Source organism: Marinicauda algicola (assembly GCF_017161425.1).
Classification (GTDB): Bacteria; Pseudomonadota; Alphaproteobacteria; order Caulobacterales; family Maricaulaceae; genus Marinicauda; species Marinicauda algicola.
The window spans coordinates 2,651,160-2,672,248 of sequence record NZ_CP071057.1; the positions used below are offsets into that span (position 1 = coordinate 2,651,160).

Below are 21,089 nucleotides of genomic sequence, written 5' to 3' on the forward strand. Positions count from 1 at the left end.
GGACGGGCCGGGTGCTGCGCCGCGGCCCGCAGGCTCGAAGCGGAAAGAAGGGCGAAGGCCCCATGAGCAAGCGCGACTATTACGAGGTGCTCGGCGTCGAACGCGGCGCGGATGCTCAGACCATCAAGAGCGCCTATCGCAAACTCGCCATGCAGTATCACCCCGACCGCAATCCGGGCGATGGTGAGGCGGAAGCCAGGTTCAAGGAAGTCGGCGAGGCCTATGCGGTGCTCTCCGACGCCGACAAGCGCGCCGCCTATGATCGCATGGGCCACGCGGCCTTCCAGAATGGCGGCGGTGGCCAGGGCCCGTTCGGGGCCGGCTTCGGCGGCGGCGCGGCCGATTTCGCGGACATCTTCGAGCAGGTCTTCGGCGACGCGTTCGGCGGACGGCGCGCCCGGCGCACCGGTCCGGCGCGTGGCGCGGACCTCAGATACGACCTCGAGATCACCCTGGAAGACGCCTTCAACGGCAAGGACACGACGATCCGGGTGCCCACCACCGTCACCTGTTCCAGCTGCAACGGCAACGGTGCGGAGCCGGGCACGGACGTGACGACCTGCGAGACCTGCGCCGGTCAGGGCCGCATCCGGCGCCAGCAGGGCTTCTTCACCATGGAGCAGACCTGCCCGACCTGCGGCGGGCGCGGCCAGTACGTGGAAACCCCGTGCCGGGAATGCGACGGCGTCGGGCGCGTGCGCCAGACCCGCGAGCTGAAGGTGGAGATTCCGCCCGGCGTGGAGGACGGCATGCGCATACGCCTCGCCGGCGAGGGCGAGGCCGGCGTGCGCGGCGGGCCGCGCGGCGATCTCTACATCTTCATCTCCATCCGCCCGCACGAGATATTCGAGCGTGACGGACCCAATCTCTATTGCCGCGCCACGGTGCCGATGGTGACCGCCGCGCTCGGCGGCGGGATCGAGGTGCCCACGATCGAGGGCGGGCGCGCGGAGATGCGCATCCCCGACGGCTCCCAGACCGGCAAGCGCATGCGCCTGCGCGGCAAGGGCATGACGCGGCTGAAGGCCGGCGGCGCGCGCGGCGACATGTTCGTCGAGCTGTTCGTGGAGACCCCGCGCAATCTCACCGAACGCCAGAGGGAACTCCTCGCCGAGTTCTGCGAGATTTCCGGCGATGGCTGCAATCCGGAGAGCGACGGCTTCTTCAAGAAGGTCCGCCGCTTCTGGGACGACGTCACCGGCGACGACGAGGGCCCGCGCGCGAGCGCATGAGGCCTTAGCGATTTGCTAACCATGCCGGGCGCATCGCGTTGGCGGACCTTGCGGGAGGACTCGGGGCCATGGCGGACACCGCACCCCTCAAACTCTGCGTCGTCGGTGCATCGGGCCGGCTGGGCCGCCTGATCCTGGGCGAGGCTATCCGGCGCAGCGACTTCGACCTCGTCGGCGGCGTGGTGAGCCACGACTCCGTCCAGCTCGGCGCCGATCTCGGCGAGCTCGCCGGCCTTCCCTATCGCGGCCAGGAGACCAGGGTCAGCCTCGTCGAGGCGGCCGCGGGTGCCGATGTCGTCATCGACGTGTCGGCGGCCAAGGTGACCCCGGCGATCGCGGAACGGCTGGCCGAGAGCGGCGGCCCGGCGCTGGTGACCGGCGTGACCGGGCTCGACGCGGCCGGGCGCGCGGCGCTGGAGAAGGCCGCCGAGTCGATCCCGGTGCTGCACGCACGCAATTTCTCGCTCGGCGTGACCGTGCTCGAGCAGCTCGTCGAGCAGGCCGCACGCGCGCTATCGCCCGAGCTCTACGATCTCGAAATCCACGAGACCCATCACCGCTTCAAGGCCGATGCGCCGTCGGGCACCGCGCTGATGCTCGGCGAGGCCGGCGCGCGCGGGCGCGGCAAGGACCTCGAGAGCCTCGCCCGATACGGCTACGAGCGCAGCGACGCCCACCGTCCGGCAGGCAGTATCGGTTTCTCGGTCAATCGCGGCGGCGGGGTCGTGGGCGACCATGCCGCGCGCTTTCTCGGCGCTTTCGAGGAAATCGACCTCTCCCACCGCGCCTTCGACCGCTTCGTCTTCGCCCGCGGCGCGATGGAAGCCGCGCTCTGGATCAAGGGCCGGGAGCCGGGGCTCTACTCGATGCGCGACGTGGTGGGGTTCTAGCCGAAACTGTCGCCCGCGGGCAGCGGCGCATGGCGGATGAGCCGGCTGTCCTCGACCGCGGCCTGGCGATGGGGCACGGCCTCGCTCTGATAGACCGCGTCGGTGACCATCTCCAGGAAGGCCCCCGCGCTGGGATAGCGGGCGATGAAGGCGAGGTCCCAGCGCTCGTCCTGGGGACCGATCAGCATGAGCTGCGGGCGGCCGCGCCAGACGATGCGCCCGCCGACGCGCGTGAATATCGGTCCCGAATGCGTGCCGTAATTCCTGTAGGCATCCAGTCCGCTGGCCTCCCGCCCGTCCGGGTAGGCGGCCTTCTCGCGCAGGCGGATGAGATTGAGCATCTCCACCGGTTCGTCGCGCGGGAGCGCCTTGAACGCCTCGAAGGCGGCGCGTTCGGGATCGATGTGGCTCATTCAGCTCTCCTCAGCTTGTCTCGGTTCGAGCCCGTGCTGCTTCATGCGCCATAGGCAGAGATCGATACGATCCTGACCGAAGAACGGTTCGCCCTGGAAGACAAGGGTGGGAACGCCCCAGTGGCCGGCCTTGATGAGGTCGGCCTCGTTCTGGGCGATCTCGGCATCGAAGCGGGCCGGATTGGCCTCGACCTCGCCTTGCAGCGCGTCGAGATCGATGTCCTCTTCGGCGAGCGCCGTCTTCAGCGTGTCGCCCTGCGTCCAGGCCTCGCCCGAGAAGATCCGGCGCGACACCGCGTCCAGGAAGGCGAGCCCGCAGCCGCGATGGCTTGCCGCGACGCCGAGCCGGGTGAGGTTGATGACGCGCGACTGGTCGGCGGCCGGCTTGCCCGCCCCCGGCTCGACCGCGACGGGATCGGGGTTCGGCGGGGCGATGGGCAGGTCCAGATACTCGGCCAGGCGCACCACGTCGACGAGCAGGTAGTCGAGCCACATCTTGCCGCGGCTCTCGAAGAAGCCGTCCTCGCGCAGGATGAGCGGACGCACCGGTCTCACCCGGATGTCGAGATCCCAAGCCTCCTGCAGCGTGCGCAGGCGCGGCGTGGCGAGATAGCTGTACGGGCTGCGGAAGGACCAGAACAGGTCGAGTGTGAGGCTCATTGCGTCAGTATCGGCCGGCCGTCGGGTTCCGTCCAGACCGGGCCGGGGCTCCGGCCTAGATGTGCAGGGCGTCGTCGGCGGCGTCGCGCACCAGCGCGAGGAGGCGGTGCGAGCGGCGCGGGTCCTTGCCGTGGAAGAACTCGTTCTTGTCCAGCAGATTGATGTGCAGGCCGACGGTTTCCGCATCGACGCCCGCCGACCCGGTCAGGATCATCAGCGGCGTGCCGTTCGCATGCTTCTCCGCGGTACGCAGCGTGTCGACTGGGCTCACCGAATCGGGCAGGCGCAGATCGAGGATGACGAGATCGTAGCCGCCGCGCGCCATCTTGAAGCGGGCTTCGCGCAGCGTGCGCACCACCTCGAGTTCGATATCGTGGGCGCCGGCATCGTGCAGCGCGTGCTGCAGGAGCATGGCGTCGGCGAGATCGTCTTCGATGTGGAGCACGCGGAGCGTCTCGGGCATGGCGCAACCTGCTGGCCGAATCGGCGCGGACATTAAGAGGCTAACCTTATCACGAGCTTAATTTTTTATTTCGAGTGAGGCCTAAAGCCCCCGTATCGCCTCGGGCTGGGCAAGGCCCGCGCGCGCCGCGGCGGCCTTCAGGGTGTTCACCAGGAGAAAGGCGATGGTCATCGGGCCGATCCCGCCCGGCACCGGCGTGATGAAGCCCGCGCGCCTGGCGGCTTCGTCATAGGCGACGTCGCCGACGAGCTTCGTGCCGCCTTCGCCCTTCTCCGGCGCATCCACGCGGTTGATGCCCACGTCCAGAACGCAGGCACCCTCCTTGATCCACGCCCCCTTCACCATTTCCGGCCGGCCGGCGGCGGCCACCACGATGTCGGCGCGCGCGCAGTGCTCGGGAAGGTCCAGCGTGCGCGAGTGGGAGAGCATGACCGTGCAGTTCTGCTCCAGGAACAGGAAGGCCGCCGGCTTGCCGACGAGGATGGAGCGCCCGATCACGACGACCGACTTGCCCGACAGCTCGCCGAGTGCCTGGCGCGCCAGCCAGACGCAGCCCGACGGAGTGCAGGGACGCAGGCCCGGCGCCCCCTGCACGAGCCGGCCGGCGCTCGTCGCGGTGAGCCCGTCCACGTCCTTGTCCGGATCGATCGTCTCGACGACGCGGTAGGGATCGATGTGCCCGGGCAGCGGCATCTGGACGAGGATGCCGTCGACCGCGTCGTCGGCGTTGAGCGCTTCCACGATGCCGACGAGCTCGGCCTCCTCGATCCGTGCGTCGCGGCGGATCTCGATCGAGCGCATGCCGGCGGCCTCTGTGCGCTTCACCTTGTTGCGGACATAGACCTGGCTGGCCGGATCCTCCCCGACCAGCACGACGGCCAGGCAGGGCGCCCGGCCGAGCCGGCTCTCGAGCTGCGCCACGCCCGCCTTGACGTGGGAATCGATGAGGGCGGCGGCGGCCTTGCCGTCGATGACGGAGGCGGCGCCGGGCACGGGCTTGATGAAATCGGACACGGGGGGAGAGACCTTCCAGAATCGCTCTAGCCGAACAGTCTCCAGAGCACGTCGGCCACGAGATAGTTGCGCACGAAGGCGATGATCAGCAGCAGGACGATCGGCGACAGGTCCATCCCGCCGAGCGGGGGCAGGACCTGGCGGATCGGGGCGAGCAGCGGGGCGGTTATGCGCTCGGTGATGTCCCAGATCATCCGGACGAACTGGTTGTGCGGATTGACCACGTTGAAGCCGATGAGCCAGCTCATGATCACGTTGATGAAGACGACGATCGTGAGCAGGGTCAGGACCGGCATCAGGAAATAGGCGAGAAGCGCCTGGCCGAAGGTCATGAGGGGGCCTCGTTGTCGGGTGGGCTCGATTGGCGTTGCAGACGCTGTACCCGCACGCGCCCCGCCCGATCAAGCCTTGCAGCGCGCTTTTCGCCGCCGGGCGCTGCGCCGGCCTGACCGCGCCCGCTTGACAGGGCAGGGGCCGCGCCGTACCTCAGCGCTTCTCGTATTCGAGACCTCGTGGGGCCGTAGCTCAGTTGGGAGAGCGCGTCGTTCGCAATGACGAGGTCAGGGGTTCGATTCCCCTCGGCTCCACCATTTCTCCTGCTGCTCAAGCCCATCCGGGCTTTCGCTCCTCGCTGGCGCTGCGGGCGGACGTTCGTCCTTGCGAACCCTGCGGGTTCGCGGCTGGCTCGCCCGGCTCCACCATTTCTCCTGCTGCTCAAGCCCATCCGGGCTTTCGCTCCTCGCTGACGCTGCGGGCGGACGTTCGTCCTTGCGAACCCTGCGGGTCCGGAACGCTCGCCCGGACGCTGCCCCCGCCCTTGCCCCGGCCGAAGTGCGGATATTAGGCTGGTACCTAGGCAAGGCGGGGGACATACCGATGACGCGCACGATCCGGCAGTTCGTTCTGACCATCTTCGTGGCCCTGGCGGGTCTGTTCGCAGCGCGGGCCGAGGAGCCCGCCTACACCCCAGCGCCGCCCATCATTGGCTCGACGTGGCGCTCGAGGCCACCGCGCAGGAAGTGCTGCGCGTGGGGGCGCGCCCGACGGTGATCTCGCGCCAGCTCGCCATCGTGCAGACTGCCGTATTCGATGCCTGGGCGGCCTATGACGATACGGCGGTGGGCACGCGCTACGGCGCCGCGCTGCGCCGCCCGCCGGAAGAGCGCACGCTGGAGAACAAGGAGATCGCGATCGCGCATGCGGCCTATCGCGCGATGCTCGACCAGTTTCCCGGCGAGAGGGACTACATCACGCGCGCGTTCATCGCCGCCGGCTTCGATCCGGACAACGCCTCCACCGATCCGGCGACTCCGGAAGGGATCGGCAATCTCGCCGCCGCCGCGGTGCTCGAGTATCGCCATGGAGACGGCGCGAACCAGCTCGGCGACGAGGCCGGCTCGGACGGCACGCCCTACTCGCAATACATCATGTACCGGCCGGTGAACGGGCCATACGAGATCGTCGACCCCGACCGCTGGCAGCCGATCCCGGCGAGCGACGGCAGGGGCGGGGTGGCGGTGCAGCAATGGCTGACGCCGCACTGGTACCGCGTCGCGCCCTTCGCCCTGGAAAGCGCCGATCAGTTCCGCGCTCCGCCCCCGCCCCTGGTGGCGAGCGAGCAGCTGCTGGCCGAGACCGAACAGGTCGCCCGGATGAACGCCGAGCTCACCGTTGAGCAGAAGGCGCTGGTGGAGTTCATGCGCGACGGCCCGGGATCGACCGGCCAGTCGGGTCACTGGCTGGAGATGAGCCAGGTCGTCTCGCGCCGCGACCGCAACGATCTCGACACCGACGTGAAGCTCTATTTCGCCGTCGCCAACGTGGCCATGGACGCCTTCATCGCCTCCTGGGAGTCGAAGATATACTACGACACCTCGCGGCCCTGGACGCTGATCCGGCATTATTTCGGCGAGGAGGTGATCGAGGCCTGGGGCGGGCCGGGCGCGGGCAAGGTCGAGATGGCGGCCAGCCGCTGGCATCCCTACTCCCCGGCCGAGTTCCCGACCCCGCCCTTCGCGGGCTATCCGTCCGGCCACTCTACGGTCAGCGCGGCCGCGGCGGAGATCCTGAAGCGCTTCACCGGAAGCGATGATTTCGGGTACACGGTCGACCTCATGGCCGGCTCGATGACCGAGCCGGGCCACGAGGTGCCGGTGACGCTCGAGTTTCCCACCTTCACCTTCACCGCCGAGGCGGCCGGCATTTCCCGGCTCTATGGCGGCTATCACATCCAGGCCGACAATATCGAAGGCCTCGCCATGGGCCGCCGCGTGGCGGAACACGGCTGGCCGGTCGTGCAGAGCTATTTCGACGGCACGGCCGTCATCGAGTCCCCGGCACGCCTCGGCGAGTGAACTTCCCGCCAACCGTTTCTTTACGGCGCCGGGTTAGGGTGTCGCCATGACACGCCTCTTCGCCCTCCTCGCCCTAGCGGGCGCGCTGTCGACCGCCCCGGCCTTCGCCGGCGGCGAGTCGGCCCCGTCCGCCCCGGCGCCCGAGCCGGAAGCGCGCGGCGGCCGGGCGATCACGCACGTTGAGAGCTATGTCTCGCTCGAGCCCATCCTCGCCGCGGTGCAGGCCGACATGCGCCTGCGCGGCGTGATGCATATCGAGCTCGGGCTCGACGTGCCCGATGCGCGCCTGCGCCGGGAGGTGGAGGCGGCCATGCCCTACCTGCGCAACGCCTACAACTCGACCATCGCGGTCTATACCGGCGTGCACTACCGCTTCGGCGAGGTGCCGGACGCCGACACGATCGCGCGCATGCTGCAGAACGCCACCGACGAGACGCTGGGCCGCGAGGGCGCGCAGGTCCTGCTCGGCATGGTCATGGTCAACGGGCGCTGAGCTATTTGGCGTGCTCGCGCGCGACCTTGTCCATGAAGCGGGCAAGCTCGCGATCGAGCTCGGTCACCCCGTCCGCGTCGTGCGTGGTCAGCGTGACGTCCACCTTGCTGTAGACGTTCGACCATTCGGGATGGTGGTCCATCTTGTCGGCCTTCAGCGCCACGCGGGCCATGAAGCCGAAGGCCTCGTTGAAATCGGCGAAGCTGAATTCCTTGCGGATCGCGTCGCGCCCGTCGACGGCCGTCCAGCCGTGCAGCTCCCCGAGCACCGCGCTCGCTCCGATCTTCTCGGCCATGGGTCTCTCCTCGTCTGATTGCCGGCGCACCATCGGGCGTGCCGCCCCGGTCTTCAAGCCCGAAGGGGCCGGTGCGCGTTCCCCGTTTACGGAAAAATGACAGGGCGCGTGCGATGCTCGGTCCCCGAGAAGAGGAAAGGAGGGCGCAATGACCCGCTTTCTGAAGTCCGACGACAATCCCGGCGGCCGGCGGCTGGAGGACATCCTCCTCGAGCTGCGCGCCGACGTGCTCCTGCGCTGCACCAAGATCTCCGGCGACACGAGGCCCGAGGCGCTGCACGTGATGGCCAACAACATGAAGGTGCTCGAACACCTCACCGCCGCGATCGAGCTCGCCCAGGATTCCACCCACCTGCTCGACCGCGCCTTCGGCCCGTCCAAGGCCGAGGACGGCGGCGATCCGCGCATCGGGGTGGCCTGAGACTTTCCCCCGGAAACCGGCGGATCGGACTCCTACTACGACTACCATCACGCGCGGCACGGGCCGGCAGGCGCGGTGGGCGCCATGGCCCGGCGGTGGCCGCGGGCATCGGTTCACCCGCTCTTCCTTCCTGGCCTCCCGCCGAAAGCCGGGGATCCGGAGGCCTGTGGAACGCCGTGATCCGAGACGGTGCGCACCGGCCCGGGCCCGGCTTTTCTGCGGGGAGCGAAGGACCGCCGGGGGGAAATGGATGCCCTAGACATCCACCTCCGCTTCCAGCGCGAACTCCTGGATGAAGTCGCGCCGGGGTTCGACCACGTCGCCCATCAGCTTGGAGAACAGCTCGTCGGCGGTGTCGGCCTCCTGGACGGAGACGCGCAGCAGCGAGCGGGCCTCGGGGTCGAGCGTGGTTTCCCAGAGCTGGTCGGGGTTCATCTCGCCGAGACCCTTGTAGCGCTGGATCTTCATCCCCTTGGCGCCGGCCTTCTGCACCGAGGTGACCAGGCCCCAGGGACCGTAGACGACCGTCTCGCCGCCCTTGCCGCGGAAGGTCGCCGGGCCGGTATAGTCGCCGGCGATGGCCATCGCGCGCTCCTGCAGGCGCTTCGCGTCCGGGCTGGCGAGGATCTTGTCGTCGAGCACGACGGTCTCGGTCACGCCGCGCACCTCGCGCTTCAGCACCAGCGCGCCTTCGGGCGCGACCGTGGCGTACCAGGTGTCCTCGCCCTCGTCGGCGGAGCGGTTGAGGCGCTCGGCGGTGGCGTCGGCCTGCTCCTGCGTCGGTTCGGGGTGCAGCGCGCCGGACAGCGCGGCCGCCTCCAGCGCGAAGGCCGGGGCGCGGGCGGTCAGGCGCTCGAGCGCGAGCACGACGCCGCGCGCTTCCTTGACCCGCTCGGCGAGATCGGCGCCGGTGAGCACCTCGCCGTTGTCGAGCTCCAGCGCGGCCTCGGCCGAGCCTTCCTCGATCAGCGAGTTGTCCATCTCGGCCTGGTTGGCCATGTAGCGGATCGAGTTGCCGCGCCGGACCATGTAGAGCGGGGGCTGGGCGATGTAGAGATGGCCGCGCTCGATCAGCTCGGGCATCTGGCGGTAGAAGAAGGTCAGCAGCAGCGTGCGGATGTGGGCGCCGTCCACGTCCGCGTCGGTCATGATGACGACCTTGTGGTAGCGCAGCTTGTCGTAGTCGATCTGGTCGCGCCCGATGCCGGTGCCGAGCGCGGTGATCAGCGTGCCGACCTGGTCGGAGGACAGCATCTTGTCGAAGCGCGCGCGTTCCACGTTCAGGATCTTGCCGCGCAGGGGCAGGATCGCCTGGTATTCGCGCGAGCGGCCCTGCTTGGCCGAGCCGCCGGCCGAATCGCCCTCCACGATGAAGAGCTCGGACTTGGCCGGATCCTTCTCCTGGCAGTCGGCGAGCTTGCCGGGCAGCGAGGTGATGTCGAGCGCGCTCTTGCGCCGCGTCAGCTCGCGCGCCTTGCGCGCCGCCTCGCGGGCGGTGGCGGCCTCGACGATCTTGGAGACGATCTGCTTGGCCTCGACCGGGTGCTCCTCGAACCACTCGTTGAGCTTCTCGTTCATCAGGCCTTCCACGGCCGGACGCACCTCGGAGGATACGAGCTTGTCCTTGGTCTGGGAGGAGAATTTCGGGTCGGGCACCTTGACCGACAGCACGCAGGTCAGCCCCTCGCGCGCGTCGTCGCCGGTCAGCTGCACCTTCATCTTCGAGGCGATGCCCGAGCTCGCCGCATAGGTGTTGATCACCCGGGTCAGCGCGCCGCGGAAGCCCGCCAGGTGCGTGCCGCCGTCGCGCTGGGGGATGTTGTTGGTGAAGGCCAGCACGTTCTCGTGATAGCTGTCGTTCCACTGCAGCGCGGCCTCGACCGTGACGCCCTCGCGCTCGCCGGTGACCATGATCGGCTCCACGAACAGGGCCGACTTGTTGCGGTCGAGATGCTTGACGAAGGCGGCCACGCCTCCCTCGTACTCCATCACGTCCTCCCAGGCTTCCGCCTCGCGCTCGTCGCGCAGCACGATGCGGACCCCGGAATTGAGGAAGGCGAGCTCGCGCAGGCGGTGCTGCAGGCGCGCGCGGTCGAACACGATGTCGGAGAAGGTCCTGTCGCTGGGCAGGAAGCGCACCTTGGTGCCCGACAGCGCCCGGCCGTCCTCGCGCCGGGGCGCCTCGCCGGTGACCTTGAGATCCTCTTCCGGCTCGCCGTGGCGGAAGCGCATGAAGTGCTCCTTGCCGTGGCGCCAGATGGTGAGGTCCAGCCATTCGCTGAGCGCGTTGACGACCGAGACGCCGACGCCGTGCAGGCCGCCGGAGACCTTGTATGAGTTCTGGTCGAACTTCCCGCCCGCGTGCAGCTGGGTCATGATGACCTGCGCGGCCGAGACGCCCTCGCCGGCGTGGATCTGGGTCGGGATGCCGCGCCCGTCGTCCATCACCGAGGCCGAGCCGTCGGCGTGCAGGGTGACGGTCACTTCCGAGCAGTGGCCAGCCAGCGCCTCGTCGATCGCGTTGTCGACGACCTCGTAGACCATGTGATGCAGGCCCGAGCCGTCATCGGTATCGCCGATATACATGCCGGGCCGCTTGCGAACGGCGTCGAGGCCCTTGAGGACCTTGATGGAGTCGGCGCCGTATTCCTGATTCGTATTGTCTGACATGGGTGTTTTCTAGCGCAGGAGGAGGACGAGGGCCACGGCGAGCATCACGATGGCGGTGGCAAGGTCGGCCCAGCGGCGGAAGCCCTTCGTCATCAGCCAGTCGCGCGCGCGATGGGCGAGGCCGACATAGGCGAAGGCGAACAGGACGAACATCGCCAGCATGATGGCGATCATTGCCATATAGTGTGCGAGGCGCACCTGCGAAAGATCGAAAAAGGCCGGCAGGAACGAGAGATAGAAGACGATGGCCTTGGGGTTCGACAAGGGCATGGTGATGCCCACGGCATAGGTGGCGGCAAGGCCCCGCCCGGTGACCGCGGGCACCGGGGCGCCGGCCGGCTTGGGCTCTAGGAAGCCCTGGAAGGCGTTCCAGGCGAACCAGATCAGCACGGCGGAGCCCGCGACCTTGATCAGCACCGAGAAGCCGGAAAACGCCGCGCTCGCCGCGGTCAGGCCCGTGATCGCAAGTGTCAGCCAGAAGATGTCGCCGGTCAGGATGCCCAGGCCATAGGCCACGCCGTGCGCCGGGCCGCGGTCGAGCGTGCGCGCGATCATCGCCGCATTGCCGGGTCCGGGCGTCATGAACAGCACGAAGATCGCGCCCGCGAACAGGGCGAGGGAGGACAGCGTCATGGCGCAGGCCTACAGGATTTTCACCGAGAGGGAGACAGGAATTCGCCGTTGTGCGCCACGACCGGCCGCCCTCCCGCCCGGCCCGAAGTGGCGGGCGCTCGCGGGGAGGTTCGGCGGGCCTGCTAGTCCGCCCGCGCCTTCACCCGGGCCGGTTCGGCGAACATCGGCGCGATCTGCAGGTTCTTCGCCCACTTGAGCTTCTCGAACAGCAGCAGGGCCGTGCCGTTATAGTCGACGAGCCGGTTGATCAGGCCCTTCCTGGGCAGGTGCAGGGCGCTCGAGGGGTAGTCGTGGTGATGGCCGTGGATCGCCTCCCCGCCGGTCAGCAGGGCCAGCAGCCAGTTCAGCCAGGCCGGGGCCTTGAGATGGCCCACGACGTTCACGCCGAGCGTGGTGGCGTGGAACTGGACCCCGCGGGCGGTCACCGCCGAGGCGTGCAGCAGTACGGTCAGCAGAAGCGAGCCGCCGGCCAGCGCCACGATGGCGTAGATCGCCGCCGGGATCAGGAGGTGGATCACCAGGCTCATCAGCGAATAGTGCCGGTCGACGAAGCGCACGCCGGGAATGTCCCTCAGCCACATCGCCAGGGGGCGCTTCAGGTCATTCTCGTCGCGCCAGAGCAGCCAGCCGATCCATGCCCAGAACTTGCTCTCGTGCGGATTGTGCGGGTCGCCGGGCTTGTCGGACAGGCGATGGTGCTGGGAGTGGTAGTTCACCCAGTCCTTCAGCTGGCCCTGCATGGCGACGAGGCAGTGCACGATGGTCAGCACCTGGGCGGGCCATTTCAGCTCGCCGGCCTTGTGCTGCCAGATGCGGTGCAGGACGCCGATGCCGAGATTGCAGATCACCAGCGTCATCGCGCCGACCGCCATGGCCGCGGGGATGAACCACCAGGAGAAGGCGAGCGAGTCGACCAGCAGGCCGGCCAGGATCGCGCCGGTCACGCCGACCACGCCCAGGAGCGGGTAGATGATGGCGGCGAAGACGCTCGGCCAGTCGAGATTGGACCAGCTCTTCTCGATCGATTGAGAGCGGGGAACGGGCAGGCGAGTCATGTGTCGGGAAGTCCTTGTCGTCAGTCTTTGCGCGGCTGAAACGGCAACGAGACAGGAGCCTCGCACGATCCGCGCCGGGCGGGAAGGCTCTGCAGGCAGGATCAGATACCGGTACCGGTTATCAAAGCCTTTGCGCGCGCGCTCAGCCGTCTCGACGCGCCGGAGCGCATCCTGTATGTCCACACGCCGGTATCTGAATTCCGGCGCGCCGGCGGTCCGGCCGAAGTCGCGCTTGTCGCATCCAAAGAGGGCCATTCCATGTCCGATACTGCATTCCCCGCCGGCGATCTGATGAAGGGCAAGCGCGGCCTCGTCATGGGCGTCGCCAACAAGAACTCGATCGCCTGGGGCATCGCCCAGCAGCTGCATGCCCAGGGCGCCGAGCTCGCCTTCTCCTACCAGGACGAGGCGCTGGAAAAGCGCGTGCGCCCGCTGGTGGAGAGCCTGGGGGGCGAGCCCTTCATGGTCACGGCCGACGTCACCGACGACGCCTCGATGGAAGCCTGCTTCAAGACGATCGAGGACAGGTGGGGCAGGCTCGACTTCCTGGTCCACGCCATCGCGTTCGCCGGCAAGGACGAGCTGCAGGGCAGCTTCACCCACAACACCACGCGCGAGGGCTTCAAGCGCGCCATGGACGTGTCGGCCTTCTCCTTCGTCGATGCCGCGCGCCGCGCGAGCGCGCTGATGCCGAGCAGGGAAGAGGGCGGCGGCGCGATGATCTCCATGACCTATCTCGGCTCCGAGCGCGTCGTGCCGAACTACAATGTCATGGGCGTCGCCAAGGCGGCGCTGGAAGCCTCCACGCGCTATATCGCCCGCGATCTGGGCCCCGCCGGCATCCGCGTCAACGCCATCTCGGCCGGCCCGATGCGCACCCTCGCCATGGCCGGCATTTCCGGCGGGCGCACGCTGATGAAAACCGGCAAGGACTGGTCGATGCTGAAGGAGGACACCACGATGGAAGGCGTCGCGGGCGCGGCGCTCTACCTGCTGTCCGATCTCGGCAAGTCCTGTACCGGCGAGGTCCTCCACGTCGATGCCGGCTTCCACGCCGTGGCGGTTCCCGACATCGAGGAGTAGGGGCCTCCCGGCGGCTCCGTCGGTGCCGCCGGGTTTGCACGTCTCAGGAGCCAAGGCCGCGTGCGTCAGCCAGGCGGCGCGGCCGTGACGCCGTGCCCGCCGCCTTCAGCCCGAACAGCGGACGCAGCACCGCGACCCGGCGGATGATCTCGAAGCCCAGGAAGCAGCCCGCGATGGTGATCGCGGTCAGGGCGGCGAATTCGCTCCACACGTCCCATCCCGCCTGCGCGATGTAGTAGCCGGCCGCGACGGTGATGGTCTGGTGCAGGATGTAGAACGGGAAGATCGCCTCGGTGAGATAGCGCCGGGCGGGCCCGTCGCGGTTGAGGAAACGCTGCGCGAGGCCCAGAAGGGCGAGGATCACCGACCAGGCATAGATCACGGTCAGCAGGTCGTAGATCGCGGAGGCCGCCGCCCCGAAATCGGGCCAGCCGAGACCGGCGAGAGCGGCGCTCAGGAGGACGAACCCGCCCGCATAGGCCGCCGCGAGCGGCCAGGCGCGCCGGACCCCGGTCCAGAAGGCCGCGCTCTTCGCGGCGAAATAGCCCACCATCAGGATGGTGAAGCGGTGGGCGTGATTGGCCCAGTCGTCGACGAGCGCGTGCGTCGTCGGAAACACCGGGTCGAGCAGGACGCCATAGGCGATGAAGGGCAGCGGCACGAGCAGGAGCAGGGCGAGCGCTCCGGCGCTGCCGGTCCACAGCCGCCCGACCGCCGCGCCCGCCGGCCCGTCGGCGAAGCGGCGCAGGGCCGGGATGAAGGGCGCCAGGATCAGCGAGTAGACCAGCAGATAGACCACGTACCAGAGATGGTTCCAGGTCGGGGTGATCACCCCGTGCATCACCGAGGGGACGGCATACTGCGCGTAGAAGGCCAGCGGATCGGGTCCGAGCGCGCCGTCCTGGCGCAGCTCGAAGAAGGTCTGGGGCGGCACCACGACGAACACCCCGAACAGGATCACGGGGATCAGGCGCACCACCCGCTCGCGCGCGAAGGCTCCCGCGCCCAGCTTGTCGGACAGGAAGCGCAGCGCCACGCCGGAGATGAAGAAGAGCAGCGCCAGCCGCCAGGGGCTCGTCAGCGCCATGACGAGTTCCGGCCCGGCATTGGCCGAAGGGCTCTTCACGTGCCAGCCCCATGTCACGAAGAACATGCCGATATGGTAGAAAATCAGGACGGCGAAGGCGATGATGCGCAGCCAGTCGAGATCGTGGCGGCGCCCCCCGGGGAGGGGATGGGCGGAGAGGGGATTGATGGCGGTGCTCATGACAGGCTCCCGGATCGAGATGACGATGCCAGCCCTGCCCGTTCCGTGCGGCGGGCGCCACCGGCATGGGGCGCCGGGCGGTCCGGCGGGACGGGCGGCTGCGGCGATGGGACGAGCGGCGGCAGGTCGGGACGGATGGCGGGAGGCGCGCGCGTGAGCGGGCCGGCCGATCCCGCCGCACGCGCCGCCGAAGCGCGCGCGGAGCGGCGGGCGCTGAGAAACGGCGCCCTCGCCTGCCTCGCCGTGGCGTTCGGGGTCTATGTCATCAACTCGGCCTCGATCATGACCGTGATGGAGCGCGCGGGCAGTGCACGGCCGGCCATCTATCCCTGGGTGCTGGAGGGCACGGCGATGCTCGCCCTGTTCGCCGCCTTCCCGGCGGTCATCCTCTTCGCGCGCCGCTTCCCGCTCGAGCCGGGGCGCTGGCGGCGCTCGCTCGCCGCCCATCTCGCCGGCCTCGCCCTCTATGCCGGGATCCAGATATCCCTCATGCTCGCCCTGCGATACGCGCTCTGGCCGCTCGTCTTCGGCCAGCCCTATGTCTATGGCGACGAGCCGGTGGACATCGCGGTCTACGAGGCGCGAAAGCAGGCCGGCATCTATGTCGGCTTCCAGGCGATCTTCTGGGCGGCGCGCCATATCGAGCAGCTGCGTCTCGAGGCCCATGCCGCCCGGCGCGAAGCCCGGCGCGAGCAGCGCATCGCGCTGAAATGCGGCGGACGCAGCTATCACCTCGCCGCCGCCGATTTCCTGTCCGCGCGGGCCGCCGGCAACTATGTCGAGGCCCGCTTCGGCGCGCGCGAGCATCTCGCCCGCATCACGCTCGGCGAGCTGGAAACCCTGTTGAAGGAGGCCGGCATCGACGCGGTGCGCTGCCATCGCTCCTTCCTGGTCAACCGCGCCCGCATCGCCGAGATCGTCCCCACCGGGGAGGGCGACGTGACCGTGCGGCTCGACGAGGGCAGCGAGGTGCCGGGCTCGCGGCGCTACCGGGCGGAACTGGAGGGGCAGGCGGGGCCCCGCGTATAGAATCCCTAAACCTTTTAGGGTGTTGATACGCCCCGGGACACTTGGTTCGACCCCGGGGGACATATCATGAAATCCGCACTGATCCGCGGCGCGAGTCTTGCCGCGCTCGCCTTCGCCTGCGCACCGGCTCTGGCCGACGAGGACCGCATCGCCGAACTCGAGGCGCGCGTCGAGCAGCTCGAGGAGACCAATCGCCGGCTGCTCGCCTATCTCGAAGCCCAGGGCGCCCTGCCGCCGGAGGCCGAGGCCCCCGGGGCCGGCGCTCGCGGGCACGGCGGCCACCAGGACCACGCGGCGCCGGCGGGCGGGGCGCCGATGCACACCGCGCACCACGCGGCCGGGCAGTCCGCCGGACACCCTGGCGGTCATCATCCGCGCCACGCGGCGATGCACGACAGCTTCGTCGGGATCGCACCCGAATACGGCTACGACATTCTCGATCACGCCGAGAACGTGAACACGCGCCAGCTGGTCATCCTCGAGGCGATGCAGGCCGGCGCGCTCGACCGGCGCGTGACGCTGTCCGGCGCGCTGACCGTGCTCGCCGACTACCAGGAGAGCAATTCCAACACGAAGTTCGGCTGGCTGATGCGCCATCCGACCTCGGCCAACCAGATCGGCGAGACGGTCTCGGAAATGGTCGTCCACTCCGCCCAGCTCGCCGCGACGGGCCGGCTGACCGACGACATCACGACCTATGTGGAACTGCTCTACGATCCCGAGCAGAGCTTCGGTCCAGGCACGATCACCGCGCTGGCCCGCAACCAGGTCCAGGTGCGCAAGGCCTTCGTGATGTGGGGCAATCTCGAGGAGCGCCCGGTCTATGCCGCGATCGGCAAGATGGACACGCCCTTCGGCCTCAATGACACGGTCAGCCCCTTCACCAACTCGACCAACTGGCACGCCTTCGCCGGCCTCGCCTATGGCGGCATGGTCGGCTATTACGACAACGGCTTCCACCTGCGCGCCATGGCGATCCAGGGCGGGGCGCAGTTCCGCGCGCACAATTCCCCGGTGGAAGACACCAACGTGCCCTCGCGGCTCAACAATTTCGCGCTCGATGCCCGCTATTCCGCCCCGCTCGGCGCGGACGGGCAGTGGATGGTCGGGGCGAGCTACACCCATGCCAGTGCCTATTGCCAGGCCTGGCCGGTCTTCCACTTCAACCCGTGCGAGGACAACAATCCGGCCTTCGCGGTCTACACCCAGGGCCGGGCCGGCGCCTTCGAGTGGCTCGGCGAATACGCCGCGACCACCGATGTCTGGCCGGGCTCGGCCTCGCCGGTGCCGCTCTACGCCGCCTTCGAGCCGGTGGAGACGGAGAGCTTCACGCTCGGCGGGCGCTGGTGGATGGATGTCCACGAAGCCGACGACTTCGCCCTGTCCTTCGAATTCTCCCGCTTCGTCGCGGGCGACGAGGGCGCGCCCTGGGAGCGCCAGGACCAGTATGTGCTGGGCGGCTCCTACTTCCTCACGCCGAGCGTCAACCTGTTCGGCGAGCTGATCCATACCCAGGGCTGGGTGCCGCTGAACTTCCTCTCGGGCGGCAACCTGCCCGGCGGCATCAGCTGGTCCGAGCAGGACGCGGAGACCGATGTGCTCGCCGTCGGCGTGCAGGCGGCGTTCTAGGCTTCCGACCCCGGCCTCCCTCCGGCACGCCCGGCGGGGGGCCGGCTCGCAGTGAGCCGCCCGCGCGCCGGGACAGCCGAGCCGCGCGCGTTCGCGCCGGACCTCGCCGCAGACCTGGGAACGCACCCCCCGGTTCACGATCCTCCTCGGCCCCTGCGGACACGACCGCACCGGCTGCATGGTCTGCGACCGCGTCGCCCGCGAACTCCTGCTGCGCGCTCGCCCGCCGGAGGACAGGGACGCGTGCCTGCCGGGGGTGTGAACTCCGCTAGGATCCCGCGCCTGTCGCGGTCTTCGCAGTTACCGGCCTCAGCTCGGGGAAATGCCGGGCTGGCTGGCGGTGCGTAGCCGACCCGTAAGCCAGAAATAGCCGGCAAATCCCACGATCCAAGTCCCGTGGCTGACGAGCATCTCTATCCAGATGATCGGCTCCTCGTCGCGCAGGGCAGTGCCGGAAACGAGAATACGGAATGCAGCAAGTCCGATAACCCAAGGCAGGACCTTCTTCAGGTCGAGTTGATTGAGAAGGCTGTAGAATCCGATCCAGACGGCCGCCATGACAAGCCCGTCCAGGAGGGAAAGCAAGATGGTTGCAGCCACGCCGATTGGATCACCTGGCTCGGGAGCGAAGGGCACGGCGGCATACTGGAATACTCCGACCGCGACATTCTCGACCATGAGGGCGAGAATGAAGGCAGCGACGTAGATCGACCATCGCGGAGAACGGTCGACCGGCTCATACTCCTCCGTCTCCATGCACCCCCCGTGAACGCAGGCAGCACCTCACGGCAAGTACGTTGCAATGAAAAACCCCCGCCAGCAATCGCTGACGGGGGCTTTTCGGTTCAGGCTGTGAAAGCCGCAGGCGGGAGGCTTACTCCTCCCCGCCCTTGGTCTTTTCCTCGCCGGTCTCCTGGTCGACGTCCTTCATCGACAGGCGGACCTTGCCGCGGTCGTCGAAGCCGAGGAGTTTCACGTAAACCTCCTGGCCTTCGGAGACCACGTCCTTGGGATGGCTGACGCGCTCCTCCTTCATCTGGGAGACGTGCACCAGCCCGTCCTTGGGACCGAAGAAGTTCACGAAGGCGCCGAAGTCCATGACCTTGACGACCTTGCCCTTGTAGATCTCGCCCTCTTCCGGCTCGGCGGTGAGGCCCTTGATCCAGTTGATGGCGGCCTTGATGGAGTCCGCGTCCGAGGAGGACACCTTGATGACGCCGTCGTCGTTGACGTCGACCTTGGCGCCGGTCTCCTCCACGATCTGGCGGATCACCTTGCCGCCCGAACCGATCACGTCGCGGATCTTGTCGACCGGGATGGTGATCGTCTCGATGCGCGGAGCGTGCTCGCCGAGCTCGGCGCGGGCCGAGCCGAGCGCCTTGTTCATCTCGGAGAGGATGTGCGCGCGGCCGGCCTTGGCCTGGTCGAGCGCGGTTTCCATGATCTCCTTGGTGATGCCGGCGATCTTGATGTCCATCTGCAGCGAGGTGACGCCGCGCTCGGTACCGGCCACCTTGAAGTCCATGTCGCCGAGATGGTCCTCGTCGCCGAGGATGTCGGAGAGCACGGCCACGCCCTCGGGATCCTTGATCAGGCCCATGGCGATGCCGGAGACCGGACGGCTGATCGGAACGCCTGCATCCATGAGGGCGAGCGAGCCGCCGCACACCGTCGCCATCGAGGACGAGCCGTTTGACTCGGTGATCTCGGAGACGAGGCGGATGGTGTAGGGGAACTCCGCCGCGAGCGGCAGGACCGCGCGCAGGGCCCGCCAGGCGAGCTTGCCGTGGCCGATCTCGCGCCGGCCCGGGGCCAGGCGGAAGGAGGTCTCGCCGACCGAATAGGGCGGGAAGTTGTAGTGGAGCAGGAAGCGCTCCTTGTAAGTCCCCGTCAGCGCGTCGATGAACTGCTCGTCCTCGCCCGTGCCGAGCGTGGCCACCACGAGGGCCTGCGTCTCGCCGCGGGTGAACAGGGCCGAGCCGTGCGTGCGCGGCAGGATGCCGGCTTCCGACACGATCGGGCGCACCTCGTCGAGCTTGCGCCCGTCGATGCGCTTGCCCGTCTTGATGATGTCGCCGCGCACGATCGAGGCCTCGACCGACTTGAAGATGTCCTTCAGGACGGCCGGCTCGATGCCCTCGGGATTGTCCTCGCTGGAGGCCAGCTCGGCCATCACCTTGTCGCGCGCTTCGCCGATCTTGTTGCGGCGCTCGGTCTTGTCCTTGATCTTGTAGGCGGCCGACAATTCCTTGCCGACCATCTTCTTGATCCTGGCTTCCAGATCCGAGGTGTCCTCCGGGGTGAAGTCCCACGGCTCCTTGGCGGCCTTCTCGGCCAGGCGGATGATCATGTCGATCACCGGCTGGAAGGCCTCGTGGCCGGCCATGACCGCGCCGAGCATGATGTCCTCGGGCAGTTCCTTGGCTTCGGATTCCACCATCATCACCGCATCGCCGGTACCGGCGACCACGAGGTCGAGTTCGCTCTCGTCGATCTCCACCTCGGTCGGGTTGATGATGTAGCCGCCGTCCTTGTAGCCCACGCGCGCCGCGCCGATGGGGCCGAGGAAGGGCAGGCCGGACAGCACCAGCGCCGCGGAGGCGCCGATCATCGCCGGGATGTCGGGATCGTTCTCCATGTCATGGGACAGCACGGTCACCATGACCTGGACTTCGTTCTTGAAGCCCTTGGGGAAGAGCGGGCGGATCGGCCGGTCGATGAGACGGCTCGTGAGCGTCTCCTTCTCGGTCGGGCGGCCTTCGCGCTTGAAGAACCCGCCGGGGATCTTGCCCGCGGCGAAGTACTTTTCCTGGTAGTTGACCGTCAGCGGGAAGAAATCGGCTCCCGGCTTGACTTCCTTGACGCCTACCGCGGTCGCCAGGACCGTGGTCTCGCCGTAGGTGACGAGGACGGCCCCGTCGGCTTGGCGCGCCATGCGCCCGGTTTCAATCGTGAGCTCGCGTCCGGCCCACTCGATCGTCTCTTTTTGAATATCGAACATGTTCTCTCGTGCGTACGGATGGATCCCGGCGGCAATCGGGATAGTGAAACGCCGGCGCGCCCCCTGGCGGCCGGCGTTTCGTGGTCGCTTAGCGCCGCAGTCCCAGCTTCTCGATCAGGGCCGTGTAGCGATCGCGATCGATACGGGCCAGGTAGTCGAGGAGCCGGCGGCGCTGGGAAACCAGCTTCAAGAGCCCCCGCCGGGAATGGTTGTCCTTCTTGTGGGTCTTGAAGTGTTCGGTGAGGTTGGCGATCCGCTCGGTCAGCACCGCGATCTGGACTTCCGGGGAACCGGTGTCGTTCTCGTCGCGGGCGTGTTCCTTGATCAGTTCGGCTTTGCGTTCAGCGGTGATCGACATGTGTTCTTCGTCTCGTTCGGTGTCGGGAGGGTTCAGGCCTGGCCGGGACACCGTCCAGCAAGGTCTGGTCGTCGAAGCGCGCCTTATCTAGCAAACGCGCCGCGATGGCAAGGCATAACGCCCGCCTCG

The 21,089-nt window shown here is 68.3% G+C and carries 21 protein-coding genes and 1 tRNA gene; 9 read left to right on the forward strand and 13 right to left on the reverse strand.

All coding sequences use genetic code 11. From position 1 onward, the window contains the following. Positions 1–62 precede the first annotated feature (62 nt). Together dnaJ and dapB are read left to right on the forward strand one after the other, a co-directional pair. Positions 63–1,232: a molecular chaperone DnaJ gene (gene dnaJ / locus JW792_RS13155; RefSeq protein ID WP_135995403.1), complete on the forward strand. Its 1,170-nt coding sequence runs from the start codon at positions 63–65 to the stop codon at positions 1,230–1,232. A gap of 68 nt (positions 1,233–1,300) precedes the next feature. Further along, positions 1,301–2,122 (forward strand): 4-hydroxy-tetrahydrodipicolinate reductase, encoded by an 822-nt coding sequence (dapB, locus tag JW792_RS13160; protein ID WP_135995402.1) that lies wholly within the window; start codon positions 1,301–1,303, stop codon positions 2,120–2,122. On the opposite strand, the gene JW792_RS13165 is transcribed toward dapB, so the two are convergent. The 5 genes from JW792_RS13165 to JW792_RS13185 form a co-directional block, all read right to left on the reverse strand. Continuing rightward, positions 2,119–2,535, reverse strand: coding sequence for a DUF1330 domain-containing protein (locus tag JW792_RS13165; protein ID WP_135995401.1), 417 nt, complete (start codon positions 2,533–2,535; stop codon positions 2,119–2,121). The genes dapB and JW792_RS13165 overlap by 4 nt on opposite strands. Continuing rightward, positions 2,536–3,195 (reverse strand): 2-hydroxychromene-2-carboxylate isomerase, encoded by a 660-nt coding sequence (locus JW792_RS13170; RefSeq protein WP_135995400.1) that lies wholly within the window; start codon positions 3,193–3,195, stop codon positions 2,536–2,538. A 55-nt stretch (positions 3,196–3,250) separates the two neighbouring features. After that, positions 3,251–3,658, reverse strand: a complete 408-nt coding sequence (locus JW792_RS13175; protein ID WP_135995399.1) for a response regulator — start codon at positions 3,656–3,658, stop codon at positions 3,251–3,253. An 81-nt stretch (positions 3,659–3,739) separates the two neighbouring features. Continuing rightward, positions 3,740–4,672 carry a bifunctional methylenetetrahydrofolate dehydrogenase/methenyltetrahydrofolate cyclohydrolase FolD gene (gene folD, locus JW792_RS13180; protein WP_241094975.1) on the reverse strand — a complete coding sequence of 311 codons (933 nt, stop codon included), beginning with the start codon at positions 4,670–4,672 and terminating at the stop codon, positions 3,740–3,742. Positions 4,673–4,698: 26 nt separating this feature from the next. Beyond that, a complete protein-coding gene (locus tag JW792_RS13185; RefSeq protein ID WP_135995398.1) occupies positions 4,699–5,004 on the reverse strand; it encodes a YggT family protein in 306 nt (101 codons plus the stop codon). Between the two features lie 182 nt (positions 5,005–5,186). Between JW792_RS13185 and JW792_RS13190 the strand changes: the two genes are divergently transcribed. The 3 genes from JW792_RS13190 to JW792_RS13200 all read left to right on the forward strand — a co-directional run bounded on the left by JW792_RS13190 (position 5,187) and on the right by JW792_RS13200 (position 7,519). Then, a tRNA-Ala gene (locus JW792_RS13190) sits at positions 5,187–5,262 on the forward strand. 402 nt (positions 5,263–5,664) lie between these two features. Next, complete coding sequence (locus JW792_RS13195) at positions 5,665–7,026, forward strand: vanadium-dependent haloperoxidase (protein WP_206340800.1); 1,362 nt, start codon at positions 5,665–5,667, stop codon at positions 7,024–7,026. A 46-nt stretch (positions 7,027–7,072) separates the two neighbouring features. Then, positions 7,073–7,519 carry a Tat pathway signal protein gene (locus JW792_RS13200; protein WP_135995396.1) on the forward strand — a complete coding sequence of 149 codons (447 nt, stop codon included), beginning with the start codon at positions 7,073–7,075 and terminating at the stop codon, positions 7,517–7,519. Between the two features lies 1 nt (position 7,520). Here JW792_RS13200 and JW792_RS13205 read toward each other — a convergent pair whose 3' ends face one another. Next, the gene (locus tag JW792_RS13205) at positions 7,521–7,814 is read right to left on the reverse strand and encodes a 4a-hydroxytetrahydrobiopterin dehydratase (protein WP_135995395.1); all 294 of its coding nucleotides are present in this window, start codon (positions 7,812–7,814) and stop codon (positions 7,521–7,523) included. A gap of 148 nt (positions 7,815–7,962) precedes the next feature. Here JW792_RS13205 and JW792_RS13210 point away from each other — a divergent pair, with 148 nt between their 5' ends. Next, positions 7,963–8,235: a histidine kinase gene (locus tag JW792_RS13210; protein ID WP_135995394.1), complete on the forward strand. Its 273-nt coding sequence runs from the start codon at positions 7,963–7,965 to the stop codon at positions 8,233–8,235. A 255-nt stretch (positions 8,236–8,490) separates the two neighbouring features. Here the strand turns inward: JW792_RS13210 and gyrB are convergent, their stop codons facing one another. The 3 genes from gyrB to JW792_RS13225 all read right to left on the reverse strand — a co-directional run bounded on the left by gyrB (position 8,491) and on the right by JW792_RS13225 (position 12,593). Continuing rightward, positions 8,491–10,905, reverse strand: a complete 2,415-nt coding sequence (gene gyrB / locus JW792_RS13215; RefSeq protein ID WP_135995393.1) for a DNA topoisomerase (ATP-hydrolyzing) subunit B — start codon at positions 10,903–10,905, stop codon at positions 8,491–8,493. 9 nt (positions 10,906–10,914) lie between these two features. Further along, positions 10,915–11,538, reverse strand: coding sequence for a LysE family translocator (locus JW792_RS13220; RefSeq protein WP_135995392.1), 624 nt, complete (start codon positions 11,536–11,538; stop codon positions 10,915–10,917). A gap of 122 nt (positions 11,539–11,660) precedes the next feature. Beyond that, positions 11,661–12,593 (reverse strand): fatty acid desaturase, encoded by a 933-nt coding sequence (locus JW792_RS13225; protein ID WP_135995391.1) that lies wholly within the window; start codon positions 12,591–12,593, stop codon positions 11,661–11,663. Positions 12,594–12,851: 258 nt separating this feature from the next. Between JW792_RS13225 and JW792_RS13230 the strand changes: the two genes are divergently transcribed. Then, positions 12,852–13,676, forward strand: coding sequence for an enoyl-ACP reductase FabI (locus JW792_RS13230; RefSeq protein ID WP_135995390.1), 825 nt, complete (start codon positions 12,852–12,854; stop codon positions 13,674–13,676). Positions 13,677–13,719: 43 nt separating this feature from the next. On the opposite strand, the gene JW792_RS13235 is transcribed toward JW792_RS13230, so the two are convergent. Next, complete coding sequence (locus JW792_RS13235; protein WP_135995389.1) at positions 13,720–14,943, reverse strand: acyltransferase family protein; 1,224 nt, start codon at positions 14,941–14,943, stop codon at positions 13,720–13,722. A gap of 153 nt (positions 14,944–15,096) precedes the next feature. Here JW792_RS13235 and JW792_RS13240 point away from each other — a divergent pair, with 153 nt between their 5' ends. Together JW792_RS13240 and JW792_RS13245 are read left to right on the forward strand one after the other, a co-directional pair. Continuing rightward, positions 15,097–15,972 carry a LytTR family DNA-binding domain-containing protein gene (locus tag JW792_RS13240; protein WP_158291567.1) on the forward strand — a complete coding sequence of 292 codons (876 nt, stop codon included), beginning with the start codon at positions 15,097–15,099 and terminating at the stop codon, positions 15,970–15,972. 66 nt (positions 15,973–16,038) lie between these two features. Beyond that, positions 16,039–17,601, forward strand: a complete 1,563-nt coding sequence (locus JW792_RS13245; protein WP_135995387.1) for a porin — start codon at positions 16,039–16,041, stop codon at positions 17,599–17,601. Between the two features lie 309 nt (positions 17,602–17,910). Here the strand turns inward: JW792_RS13245 and JW792_RS13250 are convergent, their stop codons facing one another. The 3 genes from JW792_RS13250 to rpsO form a co-directional block, all read right to left on the reverse strand. Next, complete coding sequence (locus tag JW792_RS13250; RefSeq protein WP_135995386.1) at positions 17,911–18,357, reverse strand: hypothetical protein; 447 nt, start codon at positions 18,355–18,357, stop codon at positions 17,911–17,913. A gap of 118 nt (positions 18,358–18,475) precedes the next feature. Next, positions 18,476–20,602 carry a polyribonucleotide nucleotidyltransferase gene (pnp, locus tag JW792_RS13255; protein ID WP_135995385.1) on the reverse strand — a complete coding sequence of 709 codons (2,127 nt, stop codon included), beginning with the start codon at positions 20,600–20,602 and terminating at the stop codon, positions 18,476–18,478. 88 nt (positions 20,603–20,690) lie between these two features. Further along, a complete protein-coding gene (rpsO, locus tag JW792_RS13260) occupies positions 20,691–21,047 on the reverse strand; it encodes a 30S ribosomal protein S15 (protein ID WP_420871278.1) in 357 nt (118 codons plus the stop codon). Between the last annotated feature and the right edge of the window lie 42 nt (positions 21,048–21,089).